The organism is Bradyrhizobium sp. 44 (assembly GCF_023073095.1).
Classification (GTDB): Bacteria; Pseudomonadota; Alphaproteobacteria; order Rhizobiales; family Xanthobacteraceae; genus Bradyrhizobium.
Window position 1 is genome coordinate 1022084 of the sequence record NZ_JADPIY010000014.1, and the last position, 25923, is coordinate 1048006.

A 25923-nucleotide genomic window follows, 5' to 3' on the forward strand; every position below is an offset into this window, starting at 1 on the left:
GATTCTTCGGGCAAAACGCCTTTAGATGAGGCGATCGAGCGCGCGTCCGATGACGATGATCGAGAAGGCCTCATAAACTATCTGATCAATCTTTATCCTCAGCTTGTTCGCGATGGCGGCCGATATCTTCGATTGGGCCGCAAGATAGTGTCTCAATTGCAGTTGAAAGATCGGCGCCTCGCCGATTCACTTAGAATTCTACTTGCCGAGCCGGCTGTCCTAAACGGCGAGGCGCGATTGATGCTTATGCTCGCTCTGATGGATCTCGGATTCCCGCCAACGATTGCGGCTCTAAACGCCGATCGTGAGTTGCGACGGGAGTACACAGGTGAATGGCTTACTCTCATTTCCGCAAACGAAAGCTTCGTAAATGTCAAACGGGCGTTTGTAGAGGCGGCCGGTGACGAGCTTTTGGATTCGGAGCATTTGATTCCAAGGCTAGAGGGGATTCGAAGGAAATTCGGCAACAGACTTTACGAGTTCATTTCCGCGGTAGCTCCAAAGCTATCACCAAAGGACCAAGGGAAGGTATCTCAAGCAATAAGATTAATGTATGGGCTTGAGCTCGACCAAGAACGCGAAAGCACTTCAGATACCTACAGAAAGAATATTCAGAAAGAGCATCATAGCAGCAGTCCAGCGGATCTAAGTCGAGAACTTCCAGAGCCGAAGAACCTCGTCATCTGCTGTGACGGCACCGGCAATGAGATTTCCGAAAACATCTCCAACGTCCTGAAGCTCTATCGCTGCCTGCGCAAAACCGACAAGACGCGGCCGCGGCAGAAGGTGTTCTACGATCCCGGGGTCGGCACGGTGACGGAGCCGTCGACGTGGCACCGCTGGAAAGCCAACGTCAATTTGGTGCTGGGGCTCGCCACCGGCTACGGGCTCGATGACAACACGCTGTCGGCCTATTGCTTCCTGGTCCAGCACTACGCGCCGGGCGACAGGATCTACCTGTTCGGTTTTTCGCGCGGCGCCTATACCGTGCGGGTGCTGGCGGGGCTGATCCACAAGATCGGCCTGATCTCGCCGGAGCAGGCCAACCTCGCAGGCAGTGGCCTCGTCGCTTACAAGCAATATTCCGGCACCGGGCGCGGCAACGATGTCAGCGACCTCATCGATGAGGGTTTTGACGACAACGGGCCGCTGCCGAAAAACAAGTTCGATCTCGCCGCACAGTTCGCACGCATTACTTCGTCGCGCTGGCCGACCATCCACTTCATCGGCGTCTGGGACACGGTGGCGAGCGTGATCGTGCCGCGCGCCGACCGGCTCTATTTGCCGAGCTTTGAGGAGCTCGCCTTCACGCTGCGCAATCCCAGCGTCAACATCTTCCGCCAGGCGATCGCCATCGACGAGCGGCGCTGCATGTTCCGCCTCAAGCAGTATGACGAGCCGCAGGATTATTGGCGCAACCGCTTCGTGCCCGACGACAAGAAGGAGCCGCAGGACATCCTGCAGGTGTGGTTCGCCGGCGTGCATTGCGACGTCGGCGGCGGCTATCCGGAGGCCGAGAGCGGCGAGTCCAAATATCCGCTGCTCTGGATGATCGAGGAGGCGACCAAGGCCGGGCTGAACTTCAACCCGCGCACGGTGAACCAGCTCGCCTGGGGCGTCCAGCGCACGAACTCGCCGTTCCAATACGTGCCGCCGGCTTACACCGGCAAGACGGGCGAGCTTCATGATTCGATGACGGCGCTGTGGCGCGTGCTGGAGTATCTGCCGAAGAGCGCGACCTACAAGGAATGGCCGGAACGGAAAGTGTTTCTCGGGCTCTACATCCCCGATTGCGAACCGCGCCCCATCCCCGAAGGCGCGCATGTGCATGAGAGCGTGGTGAAGCGGATGGCGGTGGAGCCGGACTATCGGCCGGTGAATCTGCCGAAGGATTATGTGACCGTGCCGATGCCGCTGCCGCCGCATGTGGGCATGGCGGCGGAGGCGGGGGAGATCGTGGTGGGGTGAGCCCACTCGTCATTGCGAGCGCAGCGAAGCAATCCAGAATCTTTCCGCAGAGGCAGTCTGGATTGCTTCGCTGCGCTCGCAATGACGATGGTTGAGGCAGCGTCGCACGACACCATCCCTGTCGTGCCTGCGAAGCAGGCCCCGCCCCACCCCACCCCACCAGGCTACCACCAATATTCATTAAAATTATCGCCCCCGCTTTAGCCGGATCGAATCACCTCTCGTTCATCATGGTGCCCTGACCACCCGCGCCATCCGCGGAAATTGGAGGAGAGTGCCAATGCATCCGCGACGACATGCCCGCGTCAAACCCGCGGGCCTCGTGTCCCGCCAGGCCAAGATCATCACCGACCCGCGCGCGCCGGTGATCCCCTGCACGCTGATCGACTATTCGCCGGGCGGCGCCTGCGTCGATCTCGGCGGCCAGGTGAAGATTCCCGATCGGTTCGAGCTGCTGCACGTCAACACCAAGAAGCGCTGCCGCGTCGCGTGGAAGCGCGGCACGAAGGTGGGCGTGGTGTTTTAAGACGGTCTCCCTACGTCCGCATCCGCGCCTTCGCGCCCGCGACGATCTGCATCGCGACGCCGGCGATCCAGCCGAACAAGGCGAACCAGCTCCAGGCGATATGCGGCTCGAGGCGGAGCACGATGATGGCGACGGAGGCGAGCGCGGTGAGCGTGGCGCAGAGCGTGCCGGCGGCGCTCAACAGTTCCGCGGCGTCGATGTCGCCGTGGGCCTCGTCGAACGGCAATTGCGGCGTGTCGATGCCGAGATAGAAGCCGACGAAGCCCAGCACCATCATCAGCAGCAGGAAGCCCTCGGTGGTGAGCGCGGGTATAGCAGATCCCACGTAAGCGCCGACGAACAGCCCGCACGCCGCGCCCGCCATCGCAAGCCCCACGCGCTCGATGACGTGGGCAGCCTTTCGAACACGAAACCGCATGGCGGGCCTCCGCGAGGAGTTGGACGCGCGTGAGGTTAGGCCAGATTTGGCGGAGGTGGAAGCTGAGAGGGTTTACGGATGCGTGAGGCGGGGGGTGGTTCAGGACCAAAGGACGCACAGCGCGGCGACCTTTGCGTGGGCGCATGCCTCCCCGACCGTCATTGCGAGCGCAGCGAAGCAATCCAGGCTCTTTCAGCGGACGCAGTCTGGATTGCTTCGTCGCAAGGGCTCCTCGCAATGACGAGTTTGTGGCTCGGCTCTCGCACCACAATCAGGCACCCCCTCACCGCGCCCCGAACGTCGTCTTGCCGAACAACGCCTTCTGGGTCGAGGGCTGCGAGCGCCAGAATTGAGGCGGCGCTTCGACCTCGCCGCCGAGTTCGGCTGCCGCGTGCCAGGCCCAGCGCGGGTCGTAGAGCAAGCCGCGGGCGAGCGCGACCATGTCGGCCTTGCCGGATGCGACGATGTCTTCGGCCTGCTTCGGCTCGGTGATCAGGCCGACTGCGATGGTGGGCAATCCCGTCTCGCGCTTGATGGCTTCGGCAAACTGCACCTGATAGCCGGGGCCGAGCGCGATCTTCTGCAGCGGCGAGACGCCGCCGGAGGAGGCATCGATCCAGTCGACGCCGCGCGCCTTCAGCGCCTTGGCGAACTCAATCGTCTGCGCCAGATCCCAGCCGCCGTCGACCCAGTCGGTCGACGACACCCGCATGCCGACCGGCTTGTCGTGCGGGAACACCGCGCGCACCGCGTCGTAGACCTCCAGCGGGAAGCGCATGCGGTTCTCCAGCGAGCCGCCATATTCGTCGGTGCGCTTGTTCGAGATCGGCGACAGGAACTGATGCAGGAGGTAGCCGTGCGCGCCGTGCAGCTCGATCGCGTCGATGCCGATGCGATCGGCGCGTTTCGCCGCATCGACGAAGGCATCGCGGATGCGCTTGAGGCCGGCGGCATCGAGCGCCAGCGGCGCGGCTTCGCCCTCCTTGTGCGGCAGCGCCGACGGCGCCACGGTCTGCCAGCCGCCCTCGCTCTGCGGGATCAGCTGGCCGCCGTCCCAGGGCCGCGCGCTCGAGGCTTTGCGGCCCGCGTGCGCGAGCTGCATCGCGACGACGGTGGAAGAATGTTTCCGCACCGAGGCGAGGATCTGCTTCAGCGCGGCCTCGGCGGCATCGCTGTAGAGCCCGAGGCAGCCCGGCGTGATGCGGCCGATCGCCTCGACATGGGTCGCCTCGATGCAGAACATCGCCGCGCCCGACAGGCTGAGATTGTTGATGTGGGTGAAGTGCCAGTCGGTGGGAACGCCGTCCTCGGCCGAATATTGGCACATCGGCGACACCACGACGCGGTTCTTCAAATTCAGGCCGCGCAGCTTGATCGGGGAAAACAGGGCGCTCATGCGGGGGAGTTCCGAAAGGGAGGGAGGGCGATGCAGGGGAGTTTAGTGAGGGAAACGCGGATTGCCAGCCGCGCCGGGGGAATGGCCGCCCGTAGCGTCATGCATTGCGGCCGCGCGCCGAGGGCGCCCTACTCCACTAGCGCGAACTGTAGCAGCAGGGTGCGCTGGAGCATCGAGAAATTGTCGTCGGACACCAGCGTCAGCACGGTCTCGCCGTCGGCGGTGACGTGGGCATCGATGCCTTCCATGTTGTCGATCTCATGGCCGAGATCGGCCTTGAACAGCACAGGGCCGTCGACCAATGCGCCCGGCACGATCGATTTCAGGGGGATCGCGCGGATGCGGATATCGACGCCGGTGAACCAGGAAAATTTTCGTTCGAGGATCAGGAGATCGCCCGAGGGCAGCAGCACGGCGTCGCTGATGAGCTGCTGGTCGGTGCGGCGAATGCTGAACTGGCCCGGCGTCGGGCCGCCGATCAAGAAGCCGATCAGATTGCCGTCGGCATCGAAGCCGCCTTCCGACAGCGCGATCAAGGTCCCCGCGAGCGGCTGCCCCTTTGGTATGTCCCTGGGGACAAACACCAGCGCCTCGAGCCCCTTGTTATAGGGCAGCTTTCGCACCGCGGGCGGCGTCGGCAGCACCTCGCCGCGGGCGCTTGTGCCGCCCTTCGCAAAATCGAACCGCATGATCTGGTTGACGCGCTCGAGCCCGACATAGACGAGGTCGCCGTCGCGCGCGAGCGCCTCGGTGTCGTACCACAGCCGCTTCTCCGTGATCGGCCGCCCCTCCGCATTGAGCACCGGCGCGGCCACGACGTCGTCGAGACCCGTCATGCTCCGCCCGGAATAGCGGATGCGACCGGTGAACCAGGTGCCCTGGTCGGAGACCGCGAGGAAGCGCTCGCCTTTGGTGTCGAGAAAGCGGAAGCCGGACAGGCCGCCGAAGCCGCGATGCGGCGAGGTCAGCACCAGGCCTCCGCGATAGTCCAGCGAACCGAACCGCGTGCGCGCGCGGTCGCGCGGCTCGAAATTGGGGATCGGCCGCGCGTTGACCTCGATGCCGACGGGCGCTGCGACGGCGTGCTCGATCAGCGCCGGCTTCGGCGCAGGCTGCGCCTGCGCCAGGCGAGACAGTGCGAAAGTGGAAAATCCCGCCGCCGCGTGGCCGATAAAGCTGCGGCGGGATCGATGATTGCTCACGAATGCAGTTTGCGTCGCGGGCGGCCGGCCGGTTGCGTGGGCGCGGTGTTGGTCTCGCTGAACAGTTCGGCGAGCTTTTCAGTGATGGCGCCGCCGAGCTCTTCGGCGTCCACGATCGTCACCGCGCGGCGATAATAGCGCGTCACGTCGTGGCCGATGCCGATCGCGATCAGCTCGACCGGCGAGCGGGTCTCGATCTCCTCGATGATGTGGCGCAGGTGCCGCTCGAGGTAGTTGCCGGGATTGACCGACAGCGTGGAATCGTCGACCGGCGCGCCGTCCGAGATCATCATCAGGATCTTGCGCTGCTCGGGCCGGCCGAGCAGGCGCTTGTGCGCCCAGTCGAGCGCCTCGCCGTCGATGTTCTCCTTCAACAGCCCCTCGCGCATCATCAGGCCGAGATTTTTTCGCGCACGGCGCCACGGGGCGTCCGCCGACTTGTAGATGATGTGGCGGAGATCGTTGAGACGGCCCGGACTGGCCGGCTTGCCGGCGGCAAGCCACGCCTCGCGCGATTGCCCGCCCTTCCAGGCGCGCGTGGTGAAGCCGAGAATCTCGACCTTGACGCCGCAGCGCTCCAGCGTGCGGGCGAGGATGTCGGCGCAGGTCGCCGCGACCGTGATCGGGCGCCCGCGCATCGAGCCGGAATTGTCTAAGAGCAGCGTCACCACGGTGTCGCGGAACGTCGCCTCCTTCTCGTGCATGAAGGACAGCGGGTGATAGGGATCGGTCACCACGCGCGACAGCCGCGCCGGGTCCAGAATGCCCTCTTCGAGATCGAACTCCCAGGCGCGGTTCTGCTGCGCCATCAAGCGCCTCTGGAGGCGGTTGGCGAGACGGGCGACGATGCCCTGCAGATGCGCGAGCTGCTTGTCGAGATAGGCACGCAGCCGCTCCAGCTCGTCATGGTCGCAGAGGTCCTCGGCGGCGATGACCTCGTCGAACTTCGGCGCGAAGGCATGATATTCCGGCCCGCGCGGCTCGTTCTTGCCGTGCGAATTCGGCCGCGTCGCCTCACCCGGCGTCTCGTCGTCGCCGAGCTCGCCGTCGTCGAAGGTGTCGGAGGTCGAGGCCTGCGCGCTTTCCATCGCGCTCTCGCTCATCTCCTCGCTCGAGGCCTGCGCCTGGTCGGCGCTCATCTCCTGCGCGGCGTCGGAATCGGGCGAGCCCTCGGCACCGGACTGATCGTTGTCGCCGTCCTGGTTCTCGTCGTTCTCGTCATTGTCTTCGCTGTCGGCGCTGCGCTCGTCGCCGATTTCCAGCGCCGTCAGCAGATCATGCACGGCATCGCCGAACCTGGTCTGGTCCTCGACCACGGTATCGAGCCGGTCGAGCCGCCTGCCGATCTTGTCTTCCAGGATGGGACGCCAGAGATCGACCATCTTCTTGGCGGCCGTGGGCGGCGCCATGCCGGTCAGGCGTTCGCGCACCAGCATCGCCAGCGCGTCGGCGAGCGGCGCGTCGGCGCGATCGGTGATCTCGTCGAACTTGCCGCGATGGAAATGGTCGTCGAGCATCGCGGTGAGGTTTTTCGCAACGCCCGCCATGCGCCGCGCGCCGATCGCCTCGACACGGGCCTGCTCCACCGCCTCGAACACGCCGCGCGCCTGCGGATTGCCCGGCATCAGCTTGCGATGCAGCTTTGGATCATGACAGGCGAGCTTGAGCGCGATGGAATCGGCGTGGCCGCGCACGATCGCGGCATCACGCCTGGTCATTTTTCGCGCGGGTTCGGGCAGCCGCGCCTTGCCCGGCGCGAGCCCGGGACGCTCGGCGGCGAAGCTGACATCGAGCTCGGGCGCCTTGGCGATCGCCTTCAGGCAGGAGGCCACCGAGCGCTTGAACGGCTCGGTCGGGGCTTCCTTGGTGTTGCGGAACTTGGAGTTGGAGGTGGTGCTCATCTCGATCTCACCGTCGTCCCGGCGAAGGCCGGGATCCATAGCCACCGACGGTTGTTGCGTCAGGGAAAACTATCAGCGTCGCTTCACCGAGAGACCTCGCGGCATGGGTCCCGGTCCCCGTGCGCAATTGCGCACTCGGCCGGGACGACACCGAGAGAGATCAGCTGAGCGCCACGTTCACCGCCGATTCCGGCAGCTCCGCGTTGAAGCAGCGCTGGTAGAACTCGGCGACGAGGGGGCGTTCGAGCTCGTCGCATTTGTTGAGGAAGGTGACCCGGAACGCAAAACCAATGTCGCTGAAGATGTCGGCGTTCTCGGCCCAGGTGATCACCGTGCGCGGGCTCATCACCGTCGACAGATCGCCATTGGCGAAGGCGTTGCGGGTGAGATCGGCGAGGCGAACCATCTTGTTGACGATGTCACGGCCCTCCGTGGTGCGATAGTGCTTGGCCTTGGCCAGCACGATCTCCACTTCCTCGTCATGGCTGAGATAGTTCAGCGTGGTGACGATCGACCAGCGGTCCATCTGGCCCTGGTTGATCTGCTGGGTGCCGTGATAGAGGCCCGAGGTGTCGCCGAGGCCGACGGTGTTTGCGGTCGAGAACATGCGGAATGCCGGGTGCGGCTTGATCACCTTGTTCTGGTCGAGCAGCGTCAGCCGGCCGGAGACTTCCAGCACGCGCTGGATCACGAACATCACATCCGGACGGCCGGCGTCGTATTCGTCGAACACCAGCGCGACATTATGCTGGAGCGCCCAGGGCAGGATGCCGTCGCGGAATTCAGTGACCTGCTTGCCGTCCCGGACCACGATCGAGTCCTTGCCGACGAGGTCGATACGGCTGATGTGGCTGTCGAGGTTGACGCGCACGCAGGGCCAGTTCAGCCGCGCGGCGACCTGTTCGATATGGGTGGATTTGCCGGTGCCGTGATAGCCCGTGACCATGACGCGGCGGTTGTGCGCGAAGCCGGCGAGAATGGCGAGCGTGGTGGCGCGATCGAAGCGGTAATCGGAATCGACTTCGGGGACGTGAGGATCGACTTCGGAATAAGCGGGGACTTCGAGATCGCTGTCGATCCCGAACACCTGGCGCACCGACACCTTCATGTCGGGCAAACCGGAAACTTCCTCAACTTTGGACATCGCGGCGGTCGTCATCAATCCTCCGAGGTCCCGGGCGATCCCGAGACCAGTTATTGCACGTTGGCTGCGGCTGGGTGCGATCGCGAACCTATCAGAGACAACGTGCGGGCAGAAGCCCGCCCCCCAATCAAAGTTCCGTTGTCTTTTCATTTAGATAGGCAAGGAACGCGATTTTTGGAAGGCTGCCCTGCGAATCACGCCTGAATTTCGTGCCAAGGGCGCGGTCCTGCCCACGCGGGTGGCACTTTTACCGCCGCTTGTTACTTATGTAGGGTCCGAATGCAGGGCCCGAACCCCGAGGCCCGATCCCACCACAGAGACGACGTGACGTCCTTTCTCGATCCCCTCATTTCCTTCGTCTCGGCCCATGCGTGGCTGGCCTATCTGACCCTGTTCCTGGCGGCCCTGCTGGAGGCGGTTCCGGTGGTGGGGTCTGTGATCCCCGGCTCGACCATCATCCTGGCGCTAAGCGCCCTGGTCCCGGGCGGCGAGCTTAGGCTGCAATGGGTGTTGCTGGCGGCAGCCCTCGGCGCAGTGCTCGGCGACGGTTCGGCCTACTGGATCGGCCACCGGCAGCAACGGGAGATCCTCAACACCTGGCCGTTGACCAATTATCCGCGCGTGGTCGAGCAGAGCGAGAATTTCTTCCACCGCTTCGGCACCTGGGCGGTGTTCTTCGCCCGCTTCGTGCCGCCGATCCGTGCCTTCGTCCCGGTCACCGCGGGTGCGCTGGGCATGCCCCCGGCCCGCTTCTATGCCATCAACATCCCGGCGATCCTGGTCTGGGCGCCGGCGCATGTGCTGCCGGGTGTTTTGGCGGTCTCTGTGCTGCACGAATATGCCGGGCTGCACCACCATGGACATGTCGGCAAGCACATCTGGATCCTGACCGTGATCGGCGTCGCGATCGTTCTGGGCCTGGCGGTCTGGATCTATCGCCGCCGGAATGGCGGCGGCGTCGCGGTGGCGAAGCCGCGAGGGTGATCTATCCAAGCACACCACCCTCATCCTGAGAGGACCTGCCAACGACGGGCGTCTCGAAGGATGGCCGCGGGCGACAGCGGGGCCTGCATGGTTCGAGACGCGCGTTCCGCGCTCCTCACCATGAGGTTTCTTGATCATCCTTTGGAATCCGCAACCCCCGCCCTCCGCCCCGGCGCAGGCCCGACATACCTTGCCCGCGGCCTGATCAGCTTGCCGTGCTGTAATTGCTCGCTCGCATGAGCGATCCAGCCGACGCTGCGGGCCATCGCGAACAAGGCGAGCTCGCTGCCTGCGGGCAGGCGCAGCGCGTGCACGAGCACCGCGAGCGCGTAGTCGATGTTGACGAGCTCGCCGGTCGCCTCCGCGATCCGCTCCGGCACCTCCTTGGTGAATTTGCGGGGTGCGCCGGCGCGGGCCAGGGCATTCAGGAGCGACTGCGCGCGCCGATCGCCCCGCTTGTAGACGCCGTGACCGAAGCCGGCAAAGCGTTCGCCGAGCGCGACGCGTTCGCGGACCATTGGCTCGACGTCACGATCCACCAGCGCCTTGACGAGCTGCGAGGCGAGCACGCCGGCGCCGCCGTGCTTCGGTCCCTTCAGCGCGGCGAGGCCGGCGATGACGGAATCATAAAGATTGAGGCCGGTGGAGGCCGCGCAGCGCGCGGTGAAGGTGGACGCGTTCAACTCATGCTCGGCGAGCAGAACCAGCGCGCGACGTATCAGATCGGCCGCGTGCTTGTTGTCGGGCGCCCAGGCCCTCGCGATCTGCTGATGTAGCGGCTCGGCGGACGGCTCCGCGTTGAGCATGGTCGCGACCAGGAGCCGGACGATGCGCGCACCGACCATGGCGCGGCCATCCGGTGCACGCGTGAACGCGCGGGGATCGGCGCTCGATGCGAGCGCCAGCACGGCAATGGCGCGATCGATCGGTGCCGCCCGGCGCGCGGCCTGTGCGATCGCGCGCATCTCGTCGGACACCGCGGGCTGATTATCCGGCGCAAACGGATCGACGCCGGAGACATCCCACAAAAGCGTCGCCGTGTGCTCCAGCGTGTCGTTTTCGGCGAGATCGACGCAATTGACACCGCGATAGATCGCGCCGTCCTCGGTGATGGTGGAGATCTCCGTGTCCATGACCGGCAGATCGGCATCGAAACTGCGCAGGCCGCGCGGCTCCGGCGACGGCACCCGGCGCTCCTTCAGCGCCCGGACGTCCTCGGCGCGATAGCGGTTCTTGCGCGAGTCCGGCGTCGGCTCGGAGCGGACCAGGCCGCGGCTGACATAGGCGTAGAGCGTGGCCGGCGAGATCGCGAGCTCGGCGGCGGCTTCCCGGGCGGAGAGGTAAAGCCCCTCGGAATTTTTCATATTCATTTATATAATCAAGATTGATCAATCTGTCGAGAGGCCCGACCTTTGGCTGGTGCAAAGGAGATTTGGGCCATGAACATCCACCTCACCAAGAGCCAGATCGGGCTGGACGGCGTTCCCGCGGCCGAAACCGTGCTGAGCCATGTCGACGGCGAGCGCGGCGAGTTGATCATCGCCGGCGAGCATGTCGGCCGATTGGCGAGTCAGTCGAGCTTTGAGGGCGTCACCGCCCGGCTCTGGAACGGCGCCAGCACGACCACGCTGAGCGAAGCCAATGTGCGCGCGAGCCTCGGCGCGGCACGCGAGCGCGCCTTCGCGCGGCTGGATGAGCTGCTGCCGGCAACGCGCGGCATGGGCGTCGTCGACGGGTTTCGCGCGGCGGTCGCGGGACTTCGCGCCGAGCACGACCTAGCCCATGAGGCGACGATCGTAGGCGCATTCCCGGTAATTGCGGGCGCGCTCGTCCGCCGCGCTAGGGGTCTCGATCCCGTGGCGCCCGATCCGAACGCGAGCCACGCCGCCGATACGCTTCGCATGCTGCACGGACGCGCGCCCGAACCACGCGAGGTCACGGCGCTGGACGCCTATCTCGTCACCGCCAGCGACCACGGCATGAACGCCTCGACCTTCACCGCGCGCGTGGTGGCCTCGACGCAGGCTGATCTATTCGCCGCCGTCACCGCCGGCTATTGCGCGCTGACGGGTCCGCTGCATGGCGGCGCGCCGGAGCCGGTGCTGGAAATGCTCGACGCCATCGGCTCGCGCGAGCGCATCCAGCCTTGGGTGGACGCGGCACTCGCCCGCGGCGAGCGGATGATGGGTTTTGGTCATCGCGTCTATCGCGTGCGCGATCCGCGCGCCGACGTGCTCAAGACCGCGATCGAGGCGCTGGCCTCGGACGGCGCCGACCTGCCCTTTGCCGGCGAGGTGGAGGCCTACATCCGCAGCGCGCTGCGCAAGAAGAATCCGGACCGGCCGCTGGAGACCAATGTCGAGTTCTTCACCGCGATCCTGCTCGATGCGCTGGCGATCCCGAGGCAGGCCTTCACGCCGATCTTCGCGGTGGCGCGCGCCGCCGGCTGGACCGCCCATGCGCGCGAGCAGCAGCGGACGGGGCGGCTGATCCGGCCGAGCTCGTCATATGTGGGGGCGATGCCGGAGGCGTGATGAAACGTAGCCTGGATAGAACGGCGTTCTTTCCCTCTCCCCTTGTGGGAGAGGGTGGCTCGCCGCGTAGCGGCGAGACGGGTGAGGGGTTCTCTCCCCGCACAATCCCTTGCATTGGAATTTGAGGAAGCAACCCCTCATCCGGCGCTTCGCGCCACCTTCTCCGACAAGGGGAGAAGGGAAGACAGTGGCGCGGCCTCAGGCCTCGCGCACCACGGTCTTCAGATAATTATACGCCTTGATGATCTCGATCAGGCGGTCCTCGGTGGAGCGGTCGCCGCCGTTGGCGTCGGGGTGGTGCTGCTTCACCAGCGCCTTGTACTTGGACTTGACGTCGGCGAGGGTGGACTCGGGGCCGAGGCCCATCACCTGGAGCGCCTTGCGCTCGGCGTTCATGATCTTGCGCGTCTCGGCCTTGGGCGCGGCCTGCGGGCCGGCGCGCCAGCCGGTGCGGCCGTTGAGCTCCTGGAACATGCTGAACGGATCGAAGGCACCGTCGATCTCGGCCTCGGCGCCTTTCTTGACGCCGCCATTGGCGCCCATCTTCCAGGTCGGACGATGACCGGTCAGCGCATCTTTCTGATAGCGCGCGACAGCGTCGGCATTCATGCCGGAGAAGAAATTGTAGTTCTGGTTGTACTCGCGCACATGATTCAGGCAGAAGTGCCAGTACTCACGCTGATTGTCGCGACCCTTGGGCGCACGATGCGCGCCCTTGTTCTGACACCCGGTCCATTCGCAATTGACCACGGCGTCGCGCGGCTTCACTTCCGGCTGCTTGCCTTTCGGCTTGATCCGGATGGAGTCGAAGAACTTTGATGAATCGATCGGCATGGCTGACTTTGACTACGCAATGCAAAAACCTTCAAGTCTTGACATTGCAATTAGCTGAAAAGCATAGCCGAAACTATGCTGAGGCGTCCTTGAACGACCGCCAGAGGCGGCCTATGCAATACGGAGAGCGATCTCGCACCGTAATGACCCAGATGGCCATCAGAGACACTATCAGCAACAAGTTGCAGGAAGCTTTCACGCCGGAAAGCCTGCAAGTCGTCGACGAGTCACATTTGCATGAGGGCCACGCCGGCCATCGGCCGAGCGGCGAGACGCACTTCCGCGTTTATATTGTGTCTTCCGCCTTCAAAGGGAAGAGCCGGGTTGATCGGCACCGCATGATAAATTCGGCGCTCGCCGCGGAACTCTCCGGCAGCGTGCACGCACTGGCGATCCACGCGCAAGCGCCGGGAGAAGGCGGGAGCTAGCTCGCCGATACGGCTGTCATGCCCGCGAAGGCGGGCATCCAGTACTCCGAGGCGGCGCGGCTAGAATCGAGCCGCTGCGGCGTACTGGATCGTCCGCCTTCGCGGACGATGACAGCTACCGCGTCAAAACGACGTCCCGGCCCGCCGCCGCTTGGCTTCCTCCATCTCCGTCTCGCGCGGCACCGGTGAAATACGGAGTGCGGTGATGCGGTTGCGTTCGCGGCGGAGGACGCGGAAGCGGAAGCCGTGAAAGGTGAAACTCTGGCCGCGGTCGGGAATCGAGCGCGCCTCGTGAATGACGAGGCCGGCGACCGTCGTTGCCTCTTCGTCAGGCAGGTGCCAGTCCATGGCGCGGTTGAGGTCGCGGATCGGCACCGAGCCGTCGACGACGACCGAGCCGTCCGGCTGGGCGCGCACGCCCGCGACCACGACGTCGTGCTCGTCGGAGATGTCGCCGACGATCTCTTCCAGAATGTCTTCTAGCGTCACGAGACCTTCCACTTCGCCGTACTCGTCGACGACCAGGGCAAAATGGGTCTTGCGGCGGCGGAACGCCTTGAGCTGCTCGGAGACGGGCCGCATCTCCGGCACGAACCACGGCGGCAGCGCGATGGTGGAGACGTCGATGCGCGAGGTCTCGCCGTCGGCCGCGCGAATCGCGCGCAGCAAATCCTTGGCGTGGAGCACGCCGATGATGTTTTCCGGCTTCTCGCGCCACAGTGGAATGCGGGTGTATTCGGCCGCCAGCACCTCGCGCACCAGATCCTCCGGCGGCAGGTCGGCGTTGATCATCGTCATCTCGGTGCGATGGATCATGACGTCGGAGACCTGGAGCTCGCGCAGATCGAGCAGCCCACCCAGCATGTCGCGGTCGTGCTTCTCGAACTTGCCTTCATGGTGCAGCAGGTCGACCGCGCCGCGGAGGCGCTCGGTCGGCGACAGGATCGCCTGGTGCTCGCCGGCAAGGCCAAACAGGCGCATCAACAGCCGAACGATGACTTCCACGATCCGCAGCAGCGGCCCCAGCACGTACATCGTCAGCCGCATCGGGCGTGCCACCGCCAGCGCCATGCGATCAGGCGCGTTGATCGCAATGGTCTTGGGCAGCACCTCGGCGAAGATCACGACCAGCGCGGTCATCAGGCCGGTGGCATAGAGCACGCCGACGTCGCCGAACCAGGCCGTGAAGATGCTGGTGGCCAGGGCGGATGCACTGATATTGGCGATGTTGTTGCCGAGCAGCAGCGCGCCGATCAGGCGCTCGCGCATGTCGAGCAGCTGCGAGACCACGTCGGCGTCGCGATTACCCTGCTTGGAGAGCCGCAGCATGCTGGCGCGCGAGGCGCCGGTCAACGCGGTCTCGCTCGCGGCGAAGAAGCCGGAGACGAGCAGGCAGAGAATGACGATGGTGAATCCGAGCCAATCCATGAACCACTCTGGTTTCTTGTTTTGACGCGTTTTCTTGACGCGAACCGGTACCCACTTCGCTCGAAAACGCTTTAGCGCCGTTCAACCGCGTGTCACGCCTTGTGGGCGAGCTTGTCCTTGAGGAAGTCGCGCACCGGAGCCGGTTCGACGTTCTTCGCGACGACGGCGCGTCCCACAGCCTCCAGCAGGATGAAGGTGAGCTTGCCGCGCACGACCTTCTTGTCCTGCGCCATCAGCGCCATCAGCGCGTCGGCATCGGCAAGCCCCTCCTGCGCGAAGCCCGCGATGTCCTGCAAGCGCGTCGGCAGGCCTGCCTCAACGAGGTGACGCTCGACGCGCGTCGCATCCGCTTCACCGATCATGCCGAGCTTCGCCGAAAACTGCGCCGCCAGCGTCATGCCGATCGAAACGCCCTCGCCGTGAAACAGGCGGTCGGAGAAGCCGGTCGCGGCTTCCAGCGCATGGCCGAACGTATGGCCGAGATTGAGCAGCGCGCGCTCCCCGGTCTCGCGCTCGTCGCGCGAGACCACGCCGGCCTTGGCGCGGCAGGAGGTCGCGATCGCATGCTCGCGCGCCGAACCGCCTTTGGAGATGTCGGAATGGTTCTTCTCGAGCCAGGTGAAGAAGGCCTCGTCGCCGAGCACGCCGTATTTGGCGACCTCGGCATAGCCGGCGCGGAATTGCCGGGGCGACAGCGTGTCGAGCACGGCGGTGTCGGCAATCACCAGCACCGGCTGGTGGAAGGCGCCGAGCAGATTCTTGCCCTGCGGCGAGTTGATGCCGGTCTTGCCGCCGACGGAGGAATCGACCTGCGCCAGCAGCGAGGTCGGCACCTGCACGAAATCGACGCCGCGGCGCAGGATCGCCGCTGCAAAGCCGGCGAGATCGCCGACCACGCCGCCGCCGAGCGCGATGACGAGATCGTTGCGCTCGATTTTCGCGGCGATCAGGGCTTCGCTGACCTTTTCGAGACCGGCATAGGTCTTCGAGATCTCGCCTTCCTCGACGACGATGCGCGATGTCGCAATGCCGCTGGCTGCGAGCGAGGCCTCGGCGGGTTCGAGCCAGTATTTCGCGACGGTGCGATCCGTCACGATCGCGGTGCGCACGCCGGGGCGCAGGCGCGCGACGCGTTCGCCGAGCGAAGCCAGAACGCCGCGGCCGATGACGATGTCATAGGCGCGATTCTCCAGCGCGACCTCGACGTTGACGGGATCGGAATGTTTCAAAGGCGCGGTCATCGTGCGGCACTCGCGACGTCGGCTGGTGGCGGGGACGCCCGTTCGCCGCAAAGATGCGCGCGTAGCGTCTCGATGGTCTCCTCAACGATCTTGTCGTGCGGCACGTCGCGCGAGGCGATGGTGAGGTCGGCATGGCCGTAGACCGGCTCGCGCTCGGTGAGCAGGCGCGTCACGGTTCCTTCGGGATCGGCGGTCTGGAGCAACGGACGGTCGGCGCGCCGGCGCACACGGCGCATGATGACGTCATGATCGGCCTTGAGCCAGATCGAGATCGCCTTTGCCGCGATACGGCTCCGCGTCTCCTCGCGCATGAAGGCGCCGCCGCCGGTCGCCAGCACGATGGGGCCGCCGTCGAGCAGACGCGCGATCACGCGGGCCTCGCCGTCACGGAAATGCGGCTCGCCGTGGCGCTCGAAGATTTCCGGTATGGTCATGCCGGCTGCGGCCTCGATCTCGGTGTCGGCATCGACGAAGGGCAGCTTGAGCCTGAGAGCCATGCGGCGGCCGATGGTGGATTTGCCCACCCCCATCATGCCGACGAGCACGATCGAGCGCGTCCCCAGCGCCGACAGGATGTCGGCCTCGGGCGAAGCTTGGATCGGCAACGCGGCGTCGGGCATTTGTCTCGCTCGAATGGGTCTCGCTCGATCTGCCGCCAAAGGCGGCATCCTTTGGCCACCTATACGACCCCGCAGGGGCCCTCGCCAGAGGACTCTTGCCACGAAACGGCTAACGTGTTGGATGATTTCATTGGTTAATTTGCCCGCCAAGCCGCCTGACCGAGACCCTCTCCGAGATCCTGCCGATGCCCAGCCTGTTCCGCTTCCTGACGGTCGTCGCCGTGATCGCCGGCATCGTCTATGGCGTGGTCTTCGCGCTGGCGAACTTCGTCAATCCCAAGCCGCGGGAAATGACGGTGACGATCCCGCCGGATAAGTTTCTCAAGAAATAGAAGCTAGGCTGCCGGGCATGCGTGCCAGATCTTCCGCCAGCAAGCCCTCGGACACAAAACTCACCGGCCTGTTCCTCGACATGCTCGCGGCGGAACAGGGCGCCGGTGCCAATACGCTCGATGCCTATCGCCGCGACCTCACCGACTTCTCCGAGTTTCTCGGCCGTGTCGGCCATGCATTCGCGGACGCGGAGACACAGACGCTGCGCGACTATCTCGCCGATCTCGACACGCGCGGCTTCAAGTCCACCAGCGTCGCGCGGCGGCTGTCGGCGATGCGGCATCTCTATCGCTTCCTCCTGAACGAACGCATCAGAACCGACGATCCCGCGGCGATCCTGTCCGGCCCCAAGCGCGGCCGCGGCCTTCCGAAGGTGCTGTCGATCGCCGATGTCGACCGCATGCTCCGCCGCGCCAAGGAATTGAGCGAGGCGGAGGATGCCTCGCCCTCGAAACGGCTGCGCGCCCTGAGACTCTATTGCCTGCTCGAGGTGCTCTACGCCACCGGCCTGCGCGTCTCCGAACTGGTGGCGCTGCCGCGCACGGCCGCGAAGCGCGACGCCCGCATGATCGTGGTGCGCGGCAAGGGCAACAAGGAACGGCTGGTGCCGCTCAACGAGGCCTCGCGGCAGGCGATGGCCGATTACCTCGCGGCGACGGAGGCCGCCAAGGACAACAACAAGTCCGACAAGAAAAACAGCGTGGCGGCCTCGAAATGGTTGTTCCCCTCCTTCGGCGAGAGCGGGCATCTGACGCGGCAGCACTTTGCCCGCGACTTGAAGGAGCTCGCGGTCGCTTCGGGCCTGCAGGCCCGGCTGGTCTCCCCCCACGTGCTGCGCCACGCCTTCGCCAGCCACCTGCTGCACAACGGGGCCGATTTGCGCATCGTGCAGACGCTGCTCGGCCATACCGACATCTCGACCACCCAGATCTACACCCACGTGGTCGAGGAGCGGCTGAAGAGCCTGGTCCGCGACCTGCACCCGCTGGCGGAGAAGTAGGTCTGCGCGTCGCCCCGCTACAGGCCAAGGCCGAAACCGCCTTGACTTCGGCCACATCTCCGCAGAAAGAGCCGGGGCCTCACGATGATTGGCCTGCGCTGGTTGCGAACACACAAGCCAACTCATTGACGGACCTACATTTCTTTCCACGACATCGAATCCGCTTCGCCGCCTCGCCCCGTCCTCCCTATATTGAGTTGATGCCAGACCAGATGCGCAGCTATCTCGATTTCGAAAAGCCCGTCGCCGAGCTCGATTCCAAGCTCGATGAATTGCGGACGCTTGCGGCCTCCGGCAGCGACATCGCCGAGGAGATCGGGCGGATCGAGGACAAGGCGGCGCAGGCGATGGCCGACCTCTATCTGAACCTGACGCCGTGGCAGAAGACGCTGGTCGCGCGGCATCCGCAGCGGCCGCATTTCAACGACTTCATCAAGGGCCTGATCACCGAGTTCACCCCGCTCGCCGGCGACCGCAAGTTCGGCGAGGACGAGGCGCTGGTAGCCGGCTTCGGCCGCTTCCGCGGCGAGGCCATCTGCGTGATGGGCCAGGAAAAGGGCGATTCCACCGAGAGCCGCATCAAGCATAATTTCGGCATGGCGCGGCCCGAGGGCTATCGCAAATGCGTGCGGCTGATGGAGATGGCCGAGCGGTTCGGCCTGCCGGTGCTGTCGCTCGCCGATTCCGCCGGCGCCTATCCCGGCATCGGTGCGGAAGAGCGCGGCCAGGCCGAGGCGATCGCGCGTTCGACCGATGCCTGCATGGCGCTGACCGTGCCGAACGTCGCCATCATCACCGGCGAGGGCATGTCGGGCGGCGCCATCGCCATCACCACCGCCAACAAGGTCCTGATGCTGGAGCACGCGATCTACAGCGTGATCTCGCCCGAGGCGGCGTCCTCGATCCTCTGGCGCGACGGCTCCAAGGCGCAGGAAGCCGCCAACAACATGAAGATCACGGCACAGGACATGCTCCGATTCGGCGTGATCGACAGCATCCTGAAGGAGCCGGTCGGCGGCGCCCATCGCGACCCCGCCGCCATGATCGCCACCACGGGCGATGCCATCGCCAAGGCCTTCGACGAACTCCGGGGCCTCGACGGTGACGCCATTCGCAAGCATCGGCGGCAGAAATTCCTCGATATCGGCCGGAAACTGGGCTGATTCGGGCGGTTTGGGACCCGTTGGACGCGTTACCCTCCGCCGTCGTCCAAGCTTTCGCCAGGACGACGCTGGATTTGAGGCCGGCCAAGCCCCGCAGGCGTCCGGTAACCCCGCGTTAACCCTTTTTTTGCCCAAATCAGCGATCTCTGTACCGGTTTGGCCGCGAGGCCCAAGTTACGGCCCAGTTTAAGTCTTCGTTGACCACGCCTTTGGGCCAACGGGCTCGTGATCCCCGTTCGGGTTGCGACCACATGACCCAGAGGTTAGAATTTTAATCAATGCTTTAGGGCATAAGCGCTGGAGCGTGATTGCGAAAAAGCCCGTCGCGACGGGTCCGGGTCTCCGGTCGGATCATGCTTCAAGATTGGGGTTTGCGCGCGCTGCCCTGGACGGTGTGGGGTCCATCTTGATTTCTCGTTCGCTTGCTCGCGCGTTTCTGGTTTCGGTGGCGCTTGCCGCCAGCTTCGTGCTGGCCGGCTGCGATACCGACCAGGTTTCGCTTGCGACCAATGCCAAGGCCAACCAGCCGGTCCCGCCAAAACTTCTCGCCGCGATGGTCGAGAAGAACATGGACCTGCAATCGCCGATTCTGGTGCGCCTGTTCAAGCAGGAGGCCGAGCTCGAGGTCTGGAAGCAGACCCGCAACGGCCAGTTCGCGCTGCTCAAGACCTATCCGATCTGTCGCTGGTCGGGCGACCTCGGCCCGAAGGTGCGCGAAGGCGACCGCCAGGCGCCGGAAGGATTCTACTCGATCAATCCGGGTCAGATGAATCCGCAGTCGGCGTACTATTTGTCGTTCAACACGGGCTATCCGAACGCGTTCGACAAGGCTTTGGGCCGCAGCGGCTCGCAGCTGATGGTGCATGGCGATTGTTCGTCGCGCGGCTGCTACGCGATGACGGACGAGCAGATCGCCGAGATCTATTCGCTCGGGCGCGAATCCTTCTTCGGCGGCCAGAAGGCGTTCCAGCTGCAGGCCTATCCGTTCAAGATGACCCCGGTGAACATGGCCAAGCACCGGAACAATCCGAACATGCCGTTCTGGAAGATGATCAAGGAAGGCTATGATCATTTCGAGGTGACGCGGCAGGAGCCGAAGGTCGATTTCTGCGAGAAGAAGTACGTGTTCGACGCGGCGAAGGCGCCTGACGCCAAGCGCGATCCGGTGTTCGACGCGTCCGCGAAATGTCCGGCCTATGTGGTCCCCGAGGAGATCGTCAGCGCCGTGCGCGAGAAGGATGCGCGCGACCAGGCTGAGTACAACAAGCTGGTTTCGCGCGGTACGCCCGTTGCGCGCATGAACACCGGTATCGACGGCGGCATGAACAAGATCTTCGCCGCGAAGATTCCGGAAGGCTCGACCGGCCTGTCGGAGGGCGCCGAAGGCACCACCTTGCAGATGCTGGCGATGGCGAAGGCGCCCGGCACGATCCCTGGACACGTCAATCCGCCGAAGCCGAATCTCGATGCAGCCGCGCCCTCGCCGCAGGAAGAGCCGGTCGTCGCCGTCAGCACGCCCGCCGCCAACGCCCGCGTCGCCACCGCAGCTGCGCCTGAGAAATCCGGCTTCTTCTCCAACCTCGGCCGCAAGATGGGCATGGGCAACGCCGACGCCACGGCAACCACGCCTCCGCCGCAGGCCACGGCATCCGTCGCTCCGGCCGCGACGACCACGACACCGCCGACCGCAGCGTCCCGGCTGAAGGCCGCGGTGACCCGGTTCGTACCGGGTCGCGACACGTCCAAGGATGCAGCGAAGGATGCGCCGAAGCCGGCTGTTGCCGCAGCCAAGCCCGCCGAACCTGCGAAGCCCGATACCCGCCTCGCGGCGACGCGCCCGACGCTGAAGCCGTCGGTGTCGGATGGCGCGGGTGAAGCGACCCAGATCATGGGCGCCGCGCCGGTCGTGCAGTCGAACTCGTTCGACAGCCGGTTTGGGGCGGTGAAGTAAGCGGGCGCTCCGCTTAATCTCTCCGATCCATCCCAGCCTGACGCCGTCATTCCCCGCGATGGCGGGGAATCCAGTATTCCAGGCACCCCTTATCGATCGAGAAGCTGCGGCGTACGGGATGCCCCGCCTCCGCGAGGCATGACAGCCGAGTTCGGTGTGAGAGCGACGCGCTTCACGCGCGCTCTCCTACGGCGCCAGATACCGCAGCAGCTCCGGATTGCCCCTCACCTCGCCTGCCTCGCCTTGTAGTGCGACGCGGCCGCGGTCGAGCACGTAGGCGTAGTCGGCGACGCGGAGCGCGAGGTCGAGGTGCTGCTCGACGATGATGACGGCGATGGTTTTCGCGAGTTCGATCAGGCGCTCGGTGATCTCCTCGATCACGCCGATCCAGACGCCCTCGGTCGGCTCGTCGAGCAGAAGCAATTTTGGATCGCCCAGCATGGCGCGGCCGATGGCGAGCATCTTGCGTTCGCCGCCGGACAGCGTGCCGGCGGGCTGGTCGAGGCGCTGGCCGAGCTTTGGGAATATGGTCAGCACGTGGTCGACCGCGTCGGCCTTCCTGCTCGCGAGCGAGCCGACCGCGAGATTGTCGCGCACCGACAGGCGCGCGAACACCGAATGCTCCTGCGGCACGTAGCCGATGCCGGCGCGCACGCGCTCCTGGGTCGCGCGGCGGCTGATGTCGCGCCCGTCGAAGGCGACCTCGCCCTTCCACGCCGGCAGCTCGCCGACGATGGTCTTCATCAGCGTGGTCTTGCCGGCGCCGTTGCGGCCCAGCACGGCGACACCGCCGCGCCAGGGAATGCCGAGGTTGACGTCGAACAGGACCTGGCTGCGGCCATAGCCGGCGTCGAGATGCTTGATGTGCAAAAATTCAGGCACGGCGCAAATAGATCTCCTGGACGGCCTTGTTGGCCTGGATCTCCGACACCGTGCCGGACGCCAGCACCTTGCCCTGGTCGAGCACGGTGAGGCGATCGCAGATGTCGCGGATGAAATCGAGGTCGTGCTCGACGATGACGAGCGAGCAGTGTTTTTTGATCGGCTGCAACAGTTCGCCGGTAACGCGGCGCTCCTCCAGGCTCATGCCGCCGGTGGGCTCGTCCAGCAGCAGAAGCTTCGGCTTGCAGGCAAGCGCCATCGCGATCTCCAGCCATTGCTGCTGGCCGTGCGACAGCGCCGCGGCCGCATCGAAAGCGCGGCCGGCAAGGCGAAATTGCGTCAGCATGGTCATGACCTGATCGTGCAGGAGCCCGCGCGTGCGCGAGAACACGAGATCGAACAGCGAGGACTGCGCCTGCAGCGCGAGCAGGATGTTGTCATAGAGCGTCAGCGTCGGCAGCACACTGGTGATCTGGAATTTCAGGCTCATGCCGGCGCGGGCACGTTCGGTCGGCGTGAACGCGGTGATGTCGGTGTTGATGAAACTCACCTTGCCCTGCGTCGGCACCTCGGCGCCGGCAATGCACTTCATCAGCGTGCTCTTGCCGGAGCCGTTCGGGCCGATCAGGCCGTGAAACTCGTTCTCGCCGACGGTCAGCGCGGCGCCATCGAGCGCGGTCAGCTTACCGAAGATCTTCTTGACGCCGGTGGCTTCAAGGAGCGGCATCGCGCTTCTCCTTCGCTTTGCCACCAAAGCTGCCGACCCGCTCGCGCTCGCCGAGCACGAAACTGATCAGGCCGAGCGGCCGGAACAGGATCACGAGCAGGAGCAGCACGCCAAGGATGATCGGCCAGACCTCGCGGTAATTGTCCGAGAGCCAGAAGCTGACGCCCTCGACGATGACGGCACCGATGACGGCGCCGATCAGCGTGCCGGAGCCGCCGAACAGCACATAGAGCACGACTTGCGTCGAGACCACGACGCCGACCATGTTGGGCCAGACGAAACCTTCGTGGAAGGCGTAAAGACTGCCGGCAAGACCCGCCACCGCGCCGCCGATTGCGAAGATGATCGCCTTCAGGTGCTGCGTCTTGTAGCCGAAGAAGGCGATGCGCTGCTCGTTCTCGCGCAATCCCGCAAGCGCCAACCCGAATTGCGAGCGCACCAGAAAACGGCAAAGCAGATAGACCACCACAAGAAGGCCAAGCACGAGATAATAGAACGGCGGCCCTTCCGAGAACTCGTAGCTGCCGAGCGTCATCGACGAGATCGAGGGGATGCCGTTCTGGCCACCGAGATAGTACCAGCCGCGCGCGAGCCGGTCGGCGGCGTAGGATCCGGTCAGCGTGCCCAGCGAGACGAAGATCACGCTGGAGGGATGCCGTCCCAGCAGCAGGAAGCCGCCCAGCAGCAGCGCAAAGGTGAGGCCGATGATGGTGCCCGCAGGCAGCACCAGGAAGATGTTGGTGATGTTGAGGTCGCGCGCGAGCAGCGCCACGCCATAGCCGGCCGAGCCGAAAAACAGCGCCTGGCCGAAGCTCATGATGCCGGCATAGCCCCACACCAGGTCGAACGACAGCGCGAACAGCGCGAGGATGATCACACGCGTCGCGAACACTGTGAGATAGTCCTGCAGCAGCAGCGGCGCGAACAGCGCCGCGACCAGCACGACGCCCTCCACGATCGGCAAGACCTTTCGGCCCGAAGCGGCTTGCTTCGTTGGTCCGTGCTCAGTCATGGCGGCGGCCGCCTCCCCGCCGATCTCGGCGGGGATCGCCTGTTTCACTGCGCCCATCGACTTCAGCATTCCGCCTTAACATTCCTTGGGATCGACGAGCCCGTCGCTGCGTCCGACGATCTCGTAATTCCCGCCCTTGGCGACCGCGGTGTACATCTTCATCTTGCAGTGCCGCTTGCCCGGGACCATCTCGGCCGGTCCACCCGGGCCCTCGGCGATCTTGGCGTGGTCGAGCGTAGCCGCGACCGACTCGCGGTCGATCTTGCCGGCTTCCTTGACGGCGGCTTCCCACAGCTTCAGCCCGCGATAGGTTCCGGTGGCGGCGCTGCCGGCGGCAAACAGGAAATTGCCCGGGAAATCCTTCTCATAGGCCGCCTGGATTTTTGCGTCGAACGGGTTCTCCTTGGTCAGCACCTTGAAATAATCGAGGCAGCTGGCGAGACCCTCGATCTCGGCGGCCTGATTGATGTTGAGCGTGTTCTCGTCATAGTAGACGCAGGCCAGCCGTCCGCCATTCTTCAGGAAGCCCGCTTCATAGAGCTGCTTGAAGAACGGACCGACGCCCGGCGGGATGACGGTGTTGAAGACGACGTCGACCTTGTTGGAGATGATGCGGTTGACGGTCGAGGAGAAGTCGACCTGATCGAGCGGATAATATTCCTCGAACACCACCTCGCCGCCATTGGCCTCGATCACCTTGCGGGCATAGACGTTGAGCGTGTGCGGCCAGACGTAGTTGGCGCTCGGCAGCGCGAATTTCTTGCCGCCGTTCTTGATCAGCCAGGGAATGAACTCGTCGCACTGCTGCGCGGGCGTCGGCCCGGTGCAGAACAGATAGGGCGTGCACTCCTTGCCCTCGTAGAGCTGCGGATAGATGTAGAGCGTCTTGCCGCGCGCGACGATCGGGTCCTTGATCGCGTTGCGCATCGACGAGGTGATGCCGCCGAGCACCATGTCGACCTTGTCGCGCTGGATCAGCTTGCGGACGTTGCCGACCGCGACGGATTCGTTCGAGGCGGTGTCCTCGATGTAGAGCTCGAGCGGGCGGCCGAGCAGACCGCCGCCGGCGTTGATCTCCTTGATCACCATCTTGGCGACGTTGGCGTCGGCATTGCCGGCATAGGCGATCGGCCCCGTGAGGTCGGTGGCGATACCGACCTTGATCGGGGCTTCGGCCGCATTGGCCCAGGGCGCCGGGATCACCCAGCTGCCGACGCCGGTTGCGACCGCCCCGGAGGCAAAGGCGAAATTCGAGAGGAAGCGGCGGCGGGAGAGCTGAGTGCGATCGGACATGTGACTAAACCCCTTTTCCAGCAATGAGGCCCTGCGGCCGGAATTTGATGAAGACGATGGCGAGAACGAAGACGAGGACATCGGCCACGACGGGCGCCATCACCCAGGGCAGCGCGGCACTGAGCGTGCCGATGACGCCGGCGCCCGCGACCGGCCCGATGAAGGAGCCGACGCCGCCGACCATGACCGCGACAAAGCCCTGGATCAGGAAGCGCAGGCCGAGATCGGCGAACAGGCTGAACACGGGGACGATCAGCGCGCCGGCAAGGCCGGCAAGCGCCGCGCCGAACGCAAAGGTGGCGCCGTAGATCAGCGGCGTGGAGATTCCGGAGGCGCGTGCCAGCGACGGGTTTTCCAGCGTGGCGCGCACGCGCAGGCCGAAGCTGGTGCGCGCCAGCAGCAGATAGCAGCCGCCCATCACCAGCGCCGTGATGACGATGATTGTGAAGCGCCAGGCCGAGATATGCATGGCGCCGATGTCGATCGAGCCGCCGATCGGCTCCGGCACGGTGAGATAGAAGCCGCCGATCAGGCCGCGCACGGATTCGCGGATGATCAGGCCGAGCGCATAGGTGCCGAGCATGGCGACGATGGGGGCTGCGTAGAAGCGTCGGATGATCAGCGCCTCCAGCACGAAGCCGAGTGCGCCGACGAGGAAGGGCGCGGCGACCATGCCGGCCCAGATCGGCAGGCCCTTGGCGTAGGCGAGATAGGTAATGTAGGCCCCGAGCAGGACGAACTCGCCCTGCGCGAAGTTGAAAATGCCCATCATGCTGGCGATGATCCCGAGCCCCAGCACGATCAGGACGATGATCGCGCCGAAGCTCAGGATCTCGAACGCCGCGACGAACGCGTTAGCCATGCGCCGGAGCCTTTCCCGTTCCGATGGAATCGGAACGGGGCTCAGGCTTGTTGTCTTGACACGTTTTCCTGGCGCG

The 25923-nt window shown here is 65.1% G+C and carries 24 protein-coding genes; 9 read left to right on the forward strand and 15 right to left on the reverse strand.

What is annotated here, in order from left to right; genetic code table 11:
• The first annotated feature begins 609 nt into the window (after positions 1 to 609).
• Together IVB41_RS15690 and IVB41_RS15695 are read left to right on the forward strand one after the other, a co-directional pair.
• On the forward strand, positions 610 to 1968 hold the full coding sequence (locus IVB41_RS15690; protein ID WP_247432885.1) for a DUF2235 domain-containing protein: 1359 nt from the start codon (positions 610 to 612) through the stop codon (positions 1966 to 1968).
• A gap of 280 nt (positions 1969 to 2248) precedes the next feature.
• On the forward strand, positions 2249 to 2494 hold the full coding sequence (locus IVB41_RS15695; RefSeq protein WP_007599245.1) for a PilZ domain-containing protein: 246 nt from the start codon (positions 2249 to 2251) through the stop codon (positions 2492 to 2494).
• 10 nt (positions 2495 to 2504) lie between these two features.
• On the opposite strand, the gene IVB41_RS15700 is transcribed toward IVB41_RS15695, so the two are convergent.
• From IVB41_RS15700 to cobS, 5 genes are all read right to left on the reverse strand, one after another.
• Positions 2505 to 2912 (reverse strand): hypothetical protein, encoded by a 408-nt coding sequence (locus tag IVB41_RS15700; protein ID WP_247363061.1) that lies wholly within the window; start codon positions 2910 to 2912, stop codon positions 2505 to 2507.
• A 283-nt stretch (positions 2913 to 3195) separates the two neighbouring features.
• Complete coding sequence (locus IVB41_RS15705) at positions 3196 to 4308, reverse strand: NADH:flavin oxidoreductase/NADH oxidase (protein WP_247432484.1); 1113 nt, start codon at positions 4306 to 4308, stop codon at positions 3196 to 3198.
• A gap of 128 nt (positions 4309 to 4436) precedes the next feature.
• On the reverse strand, positions 4437 to 5510 hold the full coding sequence (locus tag IVB41_RS15710; RefSeq protein WP_247432487.1) for an esterase-like activity of phytase family protein: 1074 nt from the start codon (positions 5508 to 5510) through the stop codon (positions 4437 to 4439).
• On the reverse strand, positions 5507 to 7411 hold the full coding sequence (cobT, locus tag IVB41_RS15715; protein WP_247432490.1) for a cobaltochelatase subunit CobT: 1905 nt from the start codon (positions 7409 to 7411) through the stop codon (positions 5507 to 5509). The genes IVB41_RS15710 and cobT overlap by 4 nt, the downstream gene beginning before the upstream one ends.
• Before the next feature lie 160 nt (positions 7412 to 7571).
• The gene (gene cobS / locus IVB41_RS15720; RefSeq protein ID WP_007599232.1) at positions 7572 to 8570 is read right to left on the reverse strand and encodes a cobaltochelatase subunit CobS; all 999 of its coding nucleotides are present in this window, start codon (positions 8568 to 8570) and stop codon (positions 7572 to 7574) included.
• Between the two features lie 309 nt (positions 8571 to 8879).
• On the opposite strand from cobS, the gene IVB41_RS15725 reads away from it, so the two are divergent.
• Positions 8880 to 9539: a DedA family protein gene (locus tag IVB41_RS15725; RefSeq protein WP_027567981.1), complete on the forward strand. Its 660-nt coding sequence runs from the start codon at positions 8880 to 8882 to the stop codon at positions 9537 to 9539.
• Positions 9540 to 9673: 134 nt separating this feature from the next.
• On the opposite strand, the gene IVB41_RS15730 is transcribed toward IVB41_RS15725, so the two are convergent.
• Entirely contained in the window at positions 9674 to 10903 is a 1230-nt protein-coding gene (locus tag IVB41_RS15730; protein WP_247432888.1) for a citrate synthase family protein, read from the reverse strand.
• A gap of 75 nt (positions 10904 to 10978) precedes the next feature.
• Here IVB41_RS15730 and IVB41_RS15735 point away from each other — a divergent pair, with 75 nt between their 5' ends.
• Complete coding sequence (locus IVB41_RS15735; protein WP_027567983.1) at positions 10979 to 12073, forward strand: citrate synthase/methylcitrate synthase; 1095 nt, start codon at positions 10979 to 10981, stop codon at positions 12071 to 12073.
• Between the two features lie 198 nt (positions 12074 to 12271).
• Here IVB41_RS15735 and IVB41_RS15740 read toward each other — a convergent pair whose 3' ends face one another.
• Positions 12272 to 12907 (reverse strand): J domain-containing protein, encoded by a 636-nt coding sequence (locus tag IVB41_RS15740; protein ID WP_027515160.1) that lies wholly within the window; start codon positions 12905 to 12907, stop codon positions 12272 to 12274.
• Positions 12908 to 13059: 152 nt separating this feature from the next.
• Here IVB41_RS15740 and IVB41_RS15745 point away from each other — a divergent pair, with 152 nt between their 5' ends.
• On the forward strand, positions 13060 to 13335 hold the full coding sequence (locus tag IVB41_RS15745; RefSeq protein WP_026232423.1) for a BolA family transcriptional regulator: 276 nt from the start codon (positions 13060 to 13062) through the stop codon (positions 13333 to 13335).
• 123 nt (positions 13336 to 13458) lie between these two features.
• On the opposite strand, the gene IVB41_RS15750 is transcribed toward IVB41_RS15745, so the two are convergent.
• The 3 genes from IVB41_RS15750 to IVB41_RS15760 form a co-directional block, all read right to left on the reverse strand.
• The gene (locus tag IVB41_RS15750; RefSeq protein WP_007599226.1) at positions 13459 to 14763 is read right to left on the reverse strand and encodes an HlyC/CorC family transporter; all 1305 of its coding nucleotides are present in this window, start codon (positions 14761 to 14763) and stop codon (positions 13459 to 13461) included.
• A gap of 92 nt (positions 14764 to 14855) precedes the next feature.
• Positions 14856 to 16004, reverse strand: coding sequence for a 3-dehydroquinate synthase (gene aroB / locus IVB41_RS15755; RefSeq protein WP_247432493.1), 1149 nt, complete (start codon positions 16002 to 16004; stop codon positions 14856 to 14858).
• Entirely contained in the window at positions 16001 to 16624 is a 624-nt protein-coding gene (locus IVB41_RS15760; protein ID WP_247363073.1) for a shikimate kinase, read from the reverse strand. The genes aroB and IVB41_RS15760 overlap by 4 nt, the downstream gene beginning before the upstream one ends.
• Positions 16625 to 16809: 185 nt before the next feature.
• On the opposite strand from IVB41_RS15760, the gene IVB41_RS15765 reads away from it, so the two are divergent.
• The 4 genes from IVB41_RS15765 (at position 16810) to IVB41_RS15780 (ending at position 21071) form a co-directional block, all read left to right on the forward strand.
• Positions 16810 to 16956, forward strand: a complete 147-nt coding sequence (locus tag IVB41_RS15765) for a hypothetical protein (protein WP_035669499.1) — start codon at positions 16810 to 16812, stop codon at positions 16954 to 16956.
• A gap of 17 nt (positions 16957 to 16973) precedes the next feature.
• Positions 16974 to 17957, forward strand: a complete 984-nt coding sequence (gene xerD / locus IVB41_RS15770) for a site-specific tyrosine recombinase XerD (protein WP_247432496.1) — start codon at positions 16974 to 16976, stop codon at positions 17955 to 17957.
• Between the two features lie 200 nt (positions 17958 to 18157).
• A complete protein-coding gene (locus tag IVB41_RS15775) occupies positions 18158 to 19120 on the forward strand; it encodes an acetyl-CoA carboxylase carboxyltransferase subunit alpha (RefSeq protein ID WP_007599220.1) in 963 nt (320 codons plus the stop codon).
• Between the two features lie 406 nt (positions 19121 to 19526).
• Positions 19527 to 21071 carry a murein L,D-transpeptidase family protein gene (locus IVB41_RS15780; protein WP_247405727.1) on the forward strand — a complete coding sequence of 515 codons (1545 nt, stop codon included), beginning with the start codon at positions 19527 to 19529 and terminating at the stop codon, positions 21069 to 21071.
• A gap of 186 nt (positions 21072 to 21257) precedes the next feature.
• On the opposite strand, the gene IVB41_RS15785 is transcribed toward IVB41_RS15780, so the two are convergent.
• The 5 genes from IVB41_RS15785 to IVB41_RS15805 are packed head-to-tail and all read right to left on the reverse strand — an operon-like array spanning position 21258 to position 25847.
• Positions 21258 to 21953, reverse strand: a complete 696-nt coding sequence (locus IVB41_RS15785) for an ABC transporter ATP-binding protein (protein WP_247432501.1) — start codon at positions 21951 to 21953, stop codon at positions 21258 to 21260.
• Entirely contained in the window at positions 21946 to 22680 is a 735-nt protein-coding gene (locus IVB41_RS15790) for an ABC transporter ATP-binding protein (protein WP_027567990.1), read from the reverse strand. Before IVB41_RS15790 ends, IVB41_RS15785 begins: the two co-directional genes overlap by 8 nt.
• Entirely contained in the window at positions 22667 to 23761 is a 1095-nt protein-coding gene (locus IVB41_RS15795) for a branched-chain amino acid ABC transporter permease (protein ID WP_247432504.1), read from the reverse strand. The genes IVB41_RS15790 and IVB41_RS15795 overlap by 14 nt, the downstream gene beginning before the upstream one ends.
• 6 nt (positions 23762 to 23767) lie before the next feature.
• Positions 23768 to 24985 carry a substrate-binding protein gene (locus tag IVB41_RS15800; RefSeq protein ID WP_007599205.1) on the reverse strand — a complete coding sequence of 406 codons (1218 nt, stop codon included), beginning with the start codon at positions 24983 to 24985 and terminating at the stop codon, positions 23768 to 23770.
• A 4-nt stretch (positions 24986 to 24989) separates the two neighbouring features.
• Positions 24990 to 25847 (reverse strand): branched-chain amino acid ABC transporter permease, encoded by an 858-nt coding sequence (locus IVB41_RS15805; RefSeq protein ID WP_027567993.1) that lies wholly within the window; start codon positions 25845 to 25847, stop codon positions 24990 to 24992.
• Between the last annotated feature and the right edge of the window lie 76 nt (positions 25848 to 25923).

What these genes read in the sequence shown, in the direction of transcription:
- IVB41_RS15765 (WP_035669499.1), top strand. Translation starts at nt 16,810, where the DNA reads ATGCCCAGCCTGTTCCGCTTCCTGACGGTCGTCGCCGTGATCGCCGGC.
- IVB41_RS15805 (WP_027567993.1), bottom strand. Translation starts at nt 25,847, where the DNA reads ATGGCTAACGCGTTCGTCGCGGCGTTCGAGATCCTGAGCTTCGGCGCG.
- IVB41_RS15760 (WP_247363073.1), bottom strand. Translation starts at nt 16,624, where the DNA reads ATGCCCGACGCCGCGTTGCCGATCCAAGCTTCGCCCGAGGCCGACATC.
- IVB41_RS15740 (WP_027515160.1), bottom strand. Translation starts at nt 12,907, where the DNA reads ATGCCGATCGATTCATCAAAGTTCTTCGACTCCATCCGGATCAAGCCG.
- IVB41_RS15745 (WP_026232423.1), top strand. Translation starts at nt 13,060, where the DNA reads ATGGCCATCAGAGACACTATCAGCAACAAGTTGCAGGAAGCTTTCACG.
- IVB41_RS15795 (WP_247432504.1), bottom strand. Translation starts at nt 23,761, where the DNA reads ATGCTGAAGTCGATGGGCGCAGTGAAACAGGCGATCCCCGCCGAGATC.
- IVB41_RS15705 (WP_247432484.1), bottom strand. Translation starts at nt 4,308, where the DNA reads ATGAGCGCCCTGTTTTCCCCGATCAAGCTGCGCGGCCTGAATTTGAAG.
- IVB41_RS15775 (WP_007599220.1), top strand. Translation starts at nt 18,158, where the DNA reads ATGCCAGACCAGATGCGCAGCTATCTCGATTTCGAAAAGCCCGTCGCC.
- aroB (WP_247432493.1), bottom strand. Translation starts at nt 16,004, where the DNA reads ATGACCGCGCCTTTGAAACATTCCGATCCCGTCAACGTCGAGGTCGCG.
- xerD (WP_247432496.1), top strand. Translation starts at nt 16,974, where the DNA reads ATGCGTGCCAGATCTTCCGCCAGCAAGCCCTCGGACACAAAACTCACC.
- cobT (WP_247432490.1), bottom strand. Translation starts at nt 7,411, where the DNA reads ATGAGCACCACCTCCAACTCCAAGTTCCGCAACACCAAGGAAGCCCCG.
- cobS (WP_007599232.1), bottom strand. Translation starts at nt 8,570, where the DNA reads ATGACGACCGCCGCGATGTCCAAAGTTGAGGAAGTTTCCGGTTTGCCC.
- IVB41_RS15750 (WP_007599226.1), bottom strand. Translation starts at nt 14,763, where the DNA reads ATGGATTGGCTCGGATTCACCATCGTCATTCTCTGCCTGCTCGTCTCC.
- IVB41_RS15730 (WP_247432888.1), bottom strand. Translation starts at nt 10,903, where the DNA reads ATGAAAAATTCCGAGGGGCTTTACCTCTCCGCCCGGGAAGCCGCCGCC.
- IVB41_RS15800 (WP_007599205.1), bottom strand. Translation starts at nt 24,985, where the DNA reads ATGTCCGATCGCACTCAGCTCTCCCGCCGCCGCTTCCTCTCGAATTTC.
- IVB41_RS15735 (WP_027567983.1), top strand. Translation starts at nt 10,979, where the DNA reads ATGAACATCCACCTCACCAAGAGCCAGATCGGGCTGGACGGCGTTCCC.
- IVB41_RS15700 (WP_247363061.1), bottom strand. Translation starts at nt 2,912, where the DNA reads ATGCGGTTTCGTGTTCGAAAGGCTGCCCACGTCATCGAGCGCGTGGGG.
- IVB41_RS15790 (WP_027567990.1), bottom strand. Translation starts at nt 22,680, where the DNA reads ATGCCGCTCCTTGAAGCCACCGGCGTCAAGAAGATCTTCGGTAAGCTG.
- IVB41_RS15695 (WP_007599245.1), top strand. Translation starts at nt 2,249, where the DNA reads ATGCATCCGCGACGACATGCCCGCGTCAAACCCGCGGGCCTCGTGTCC.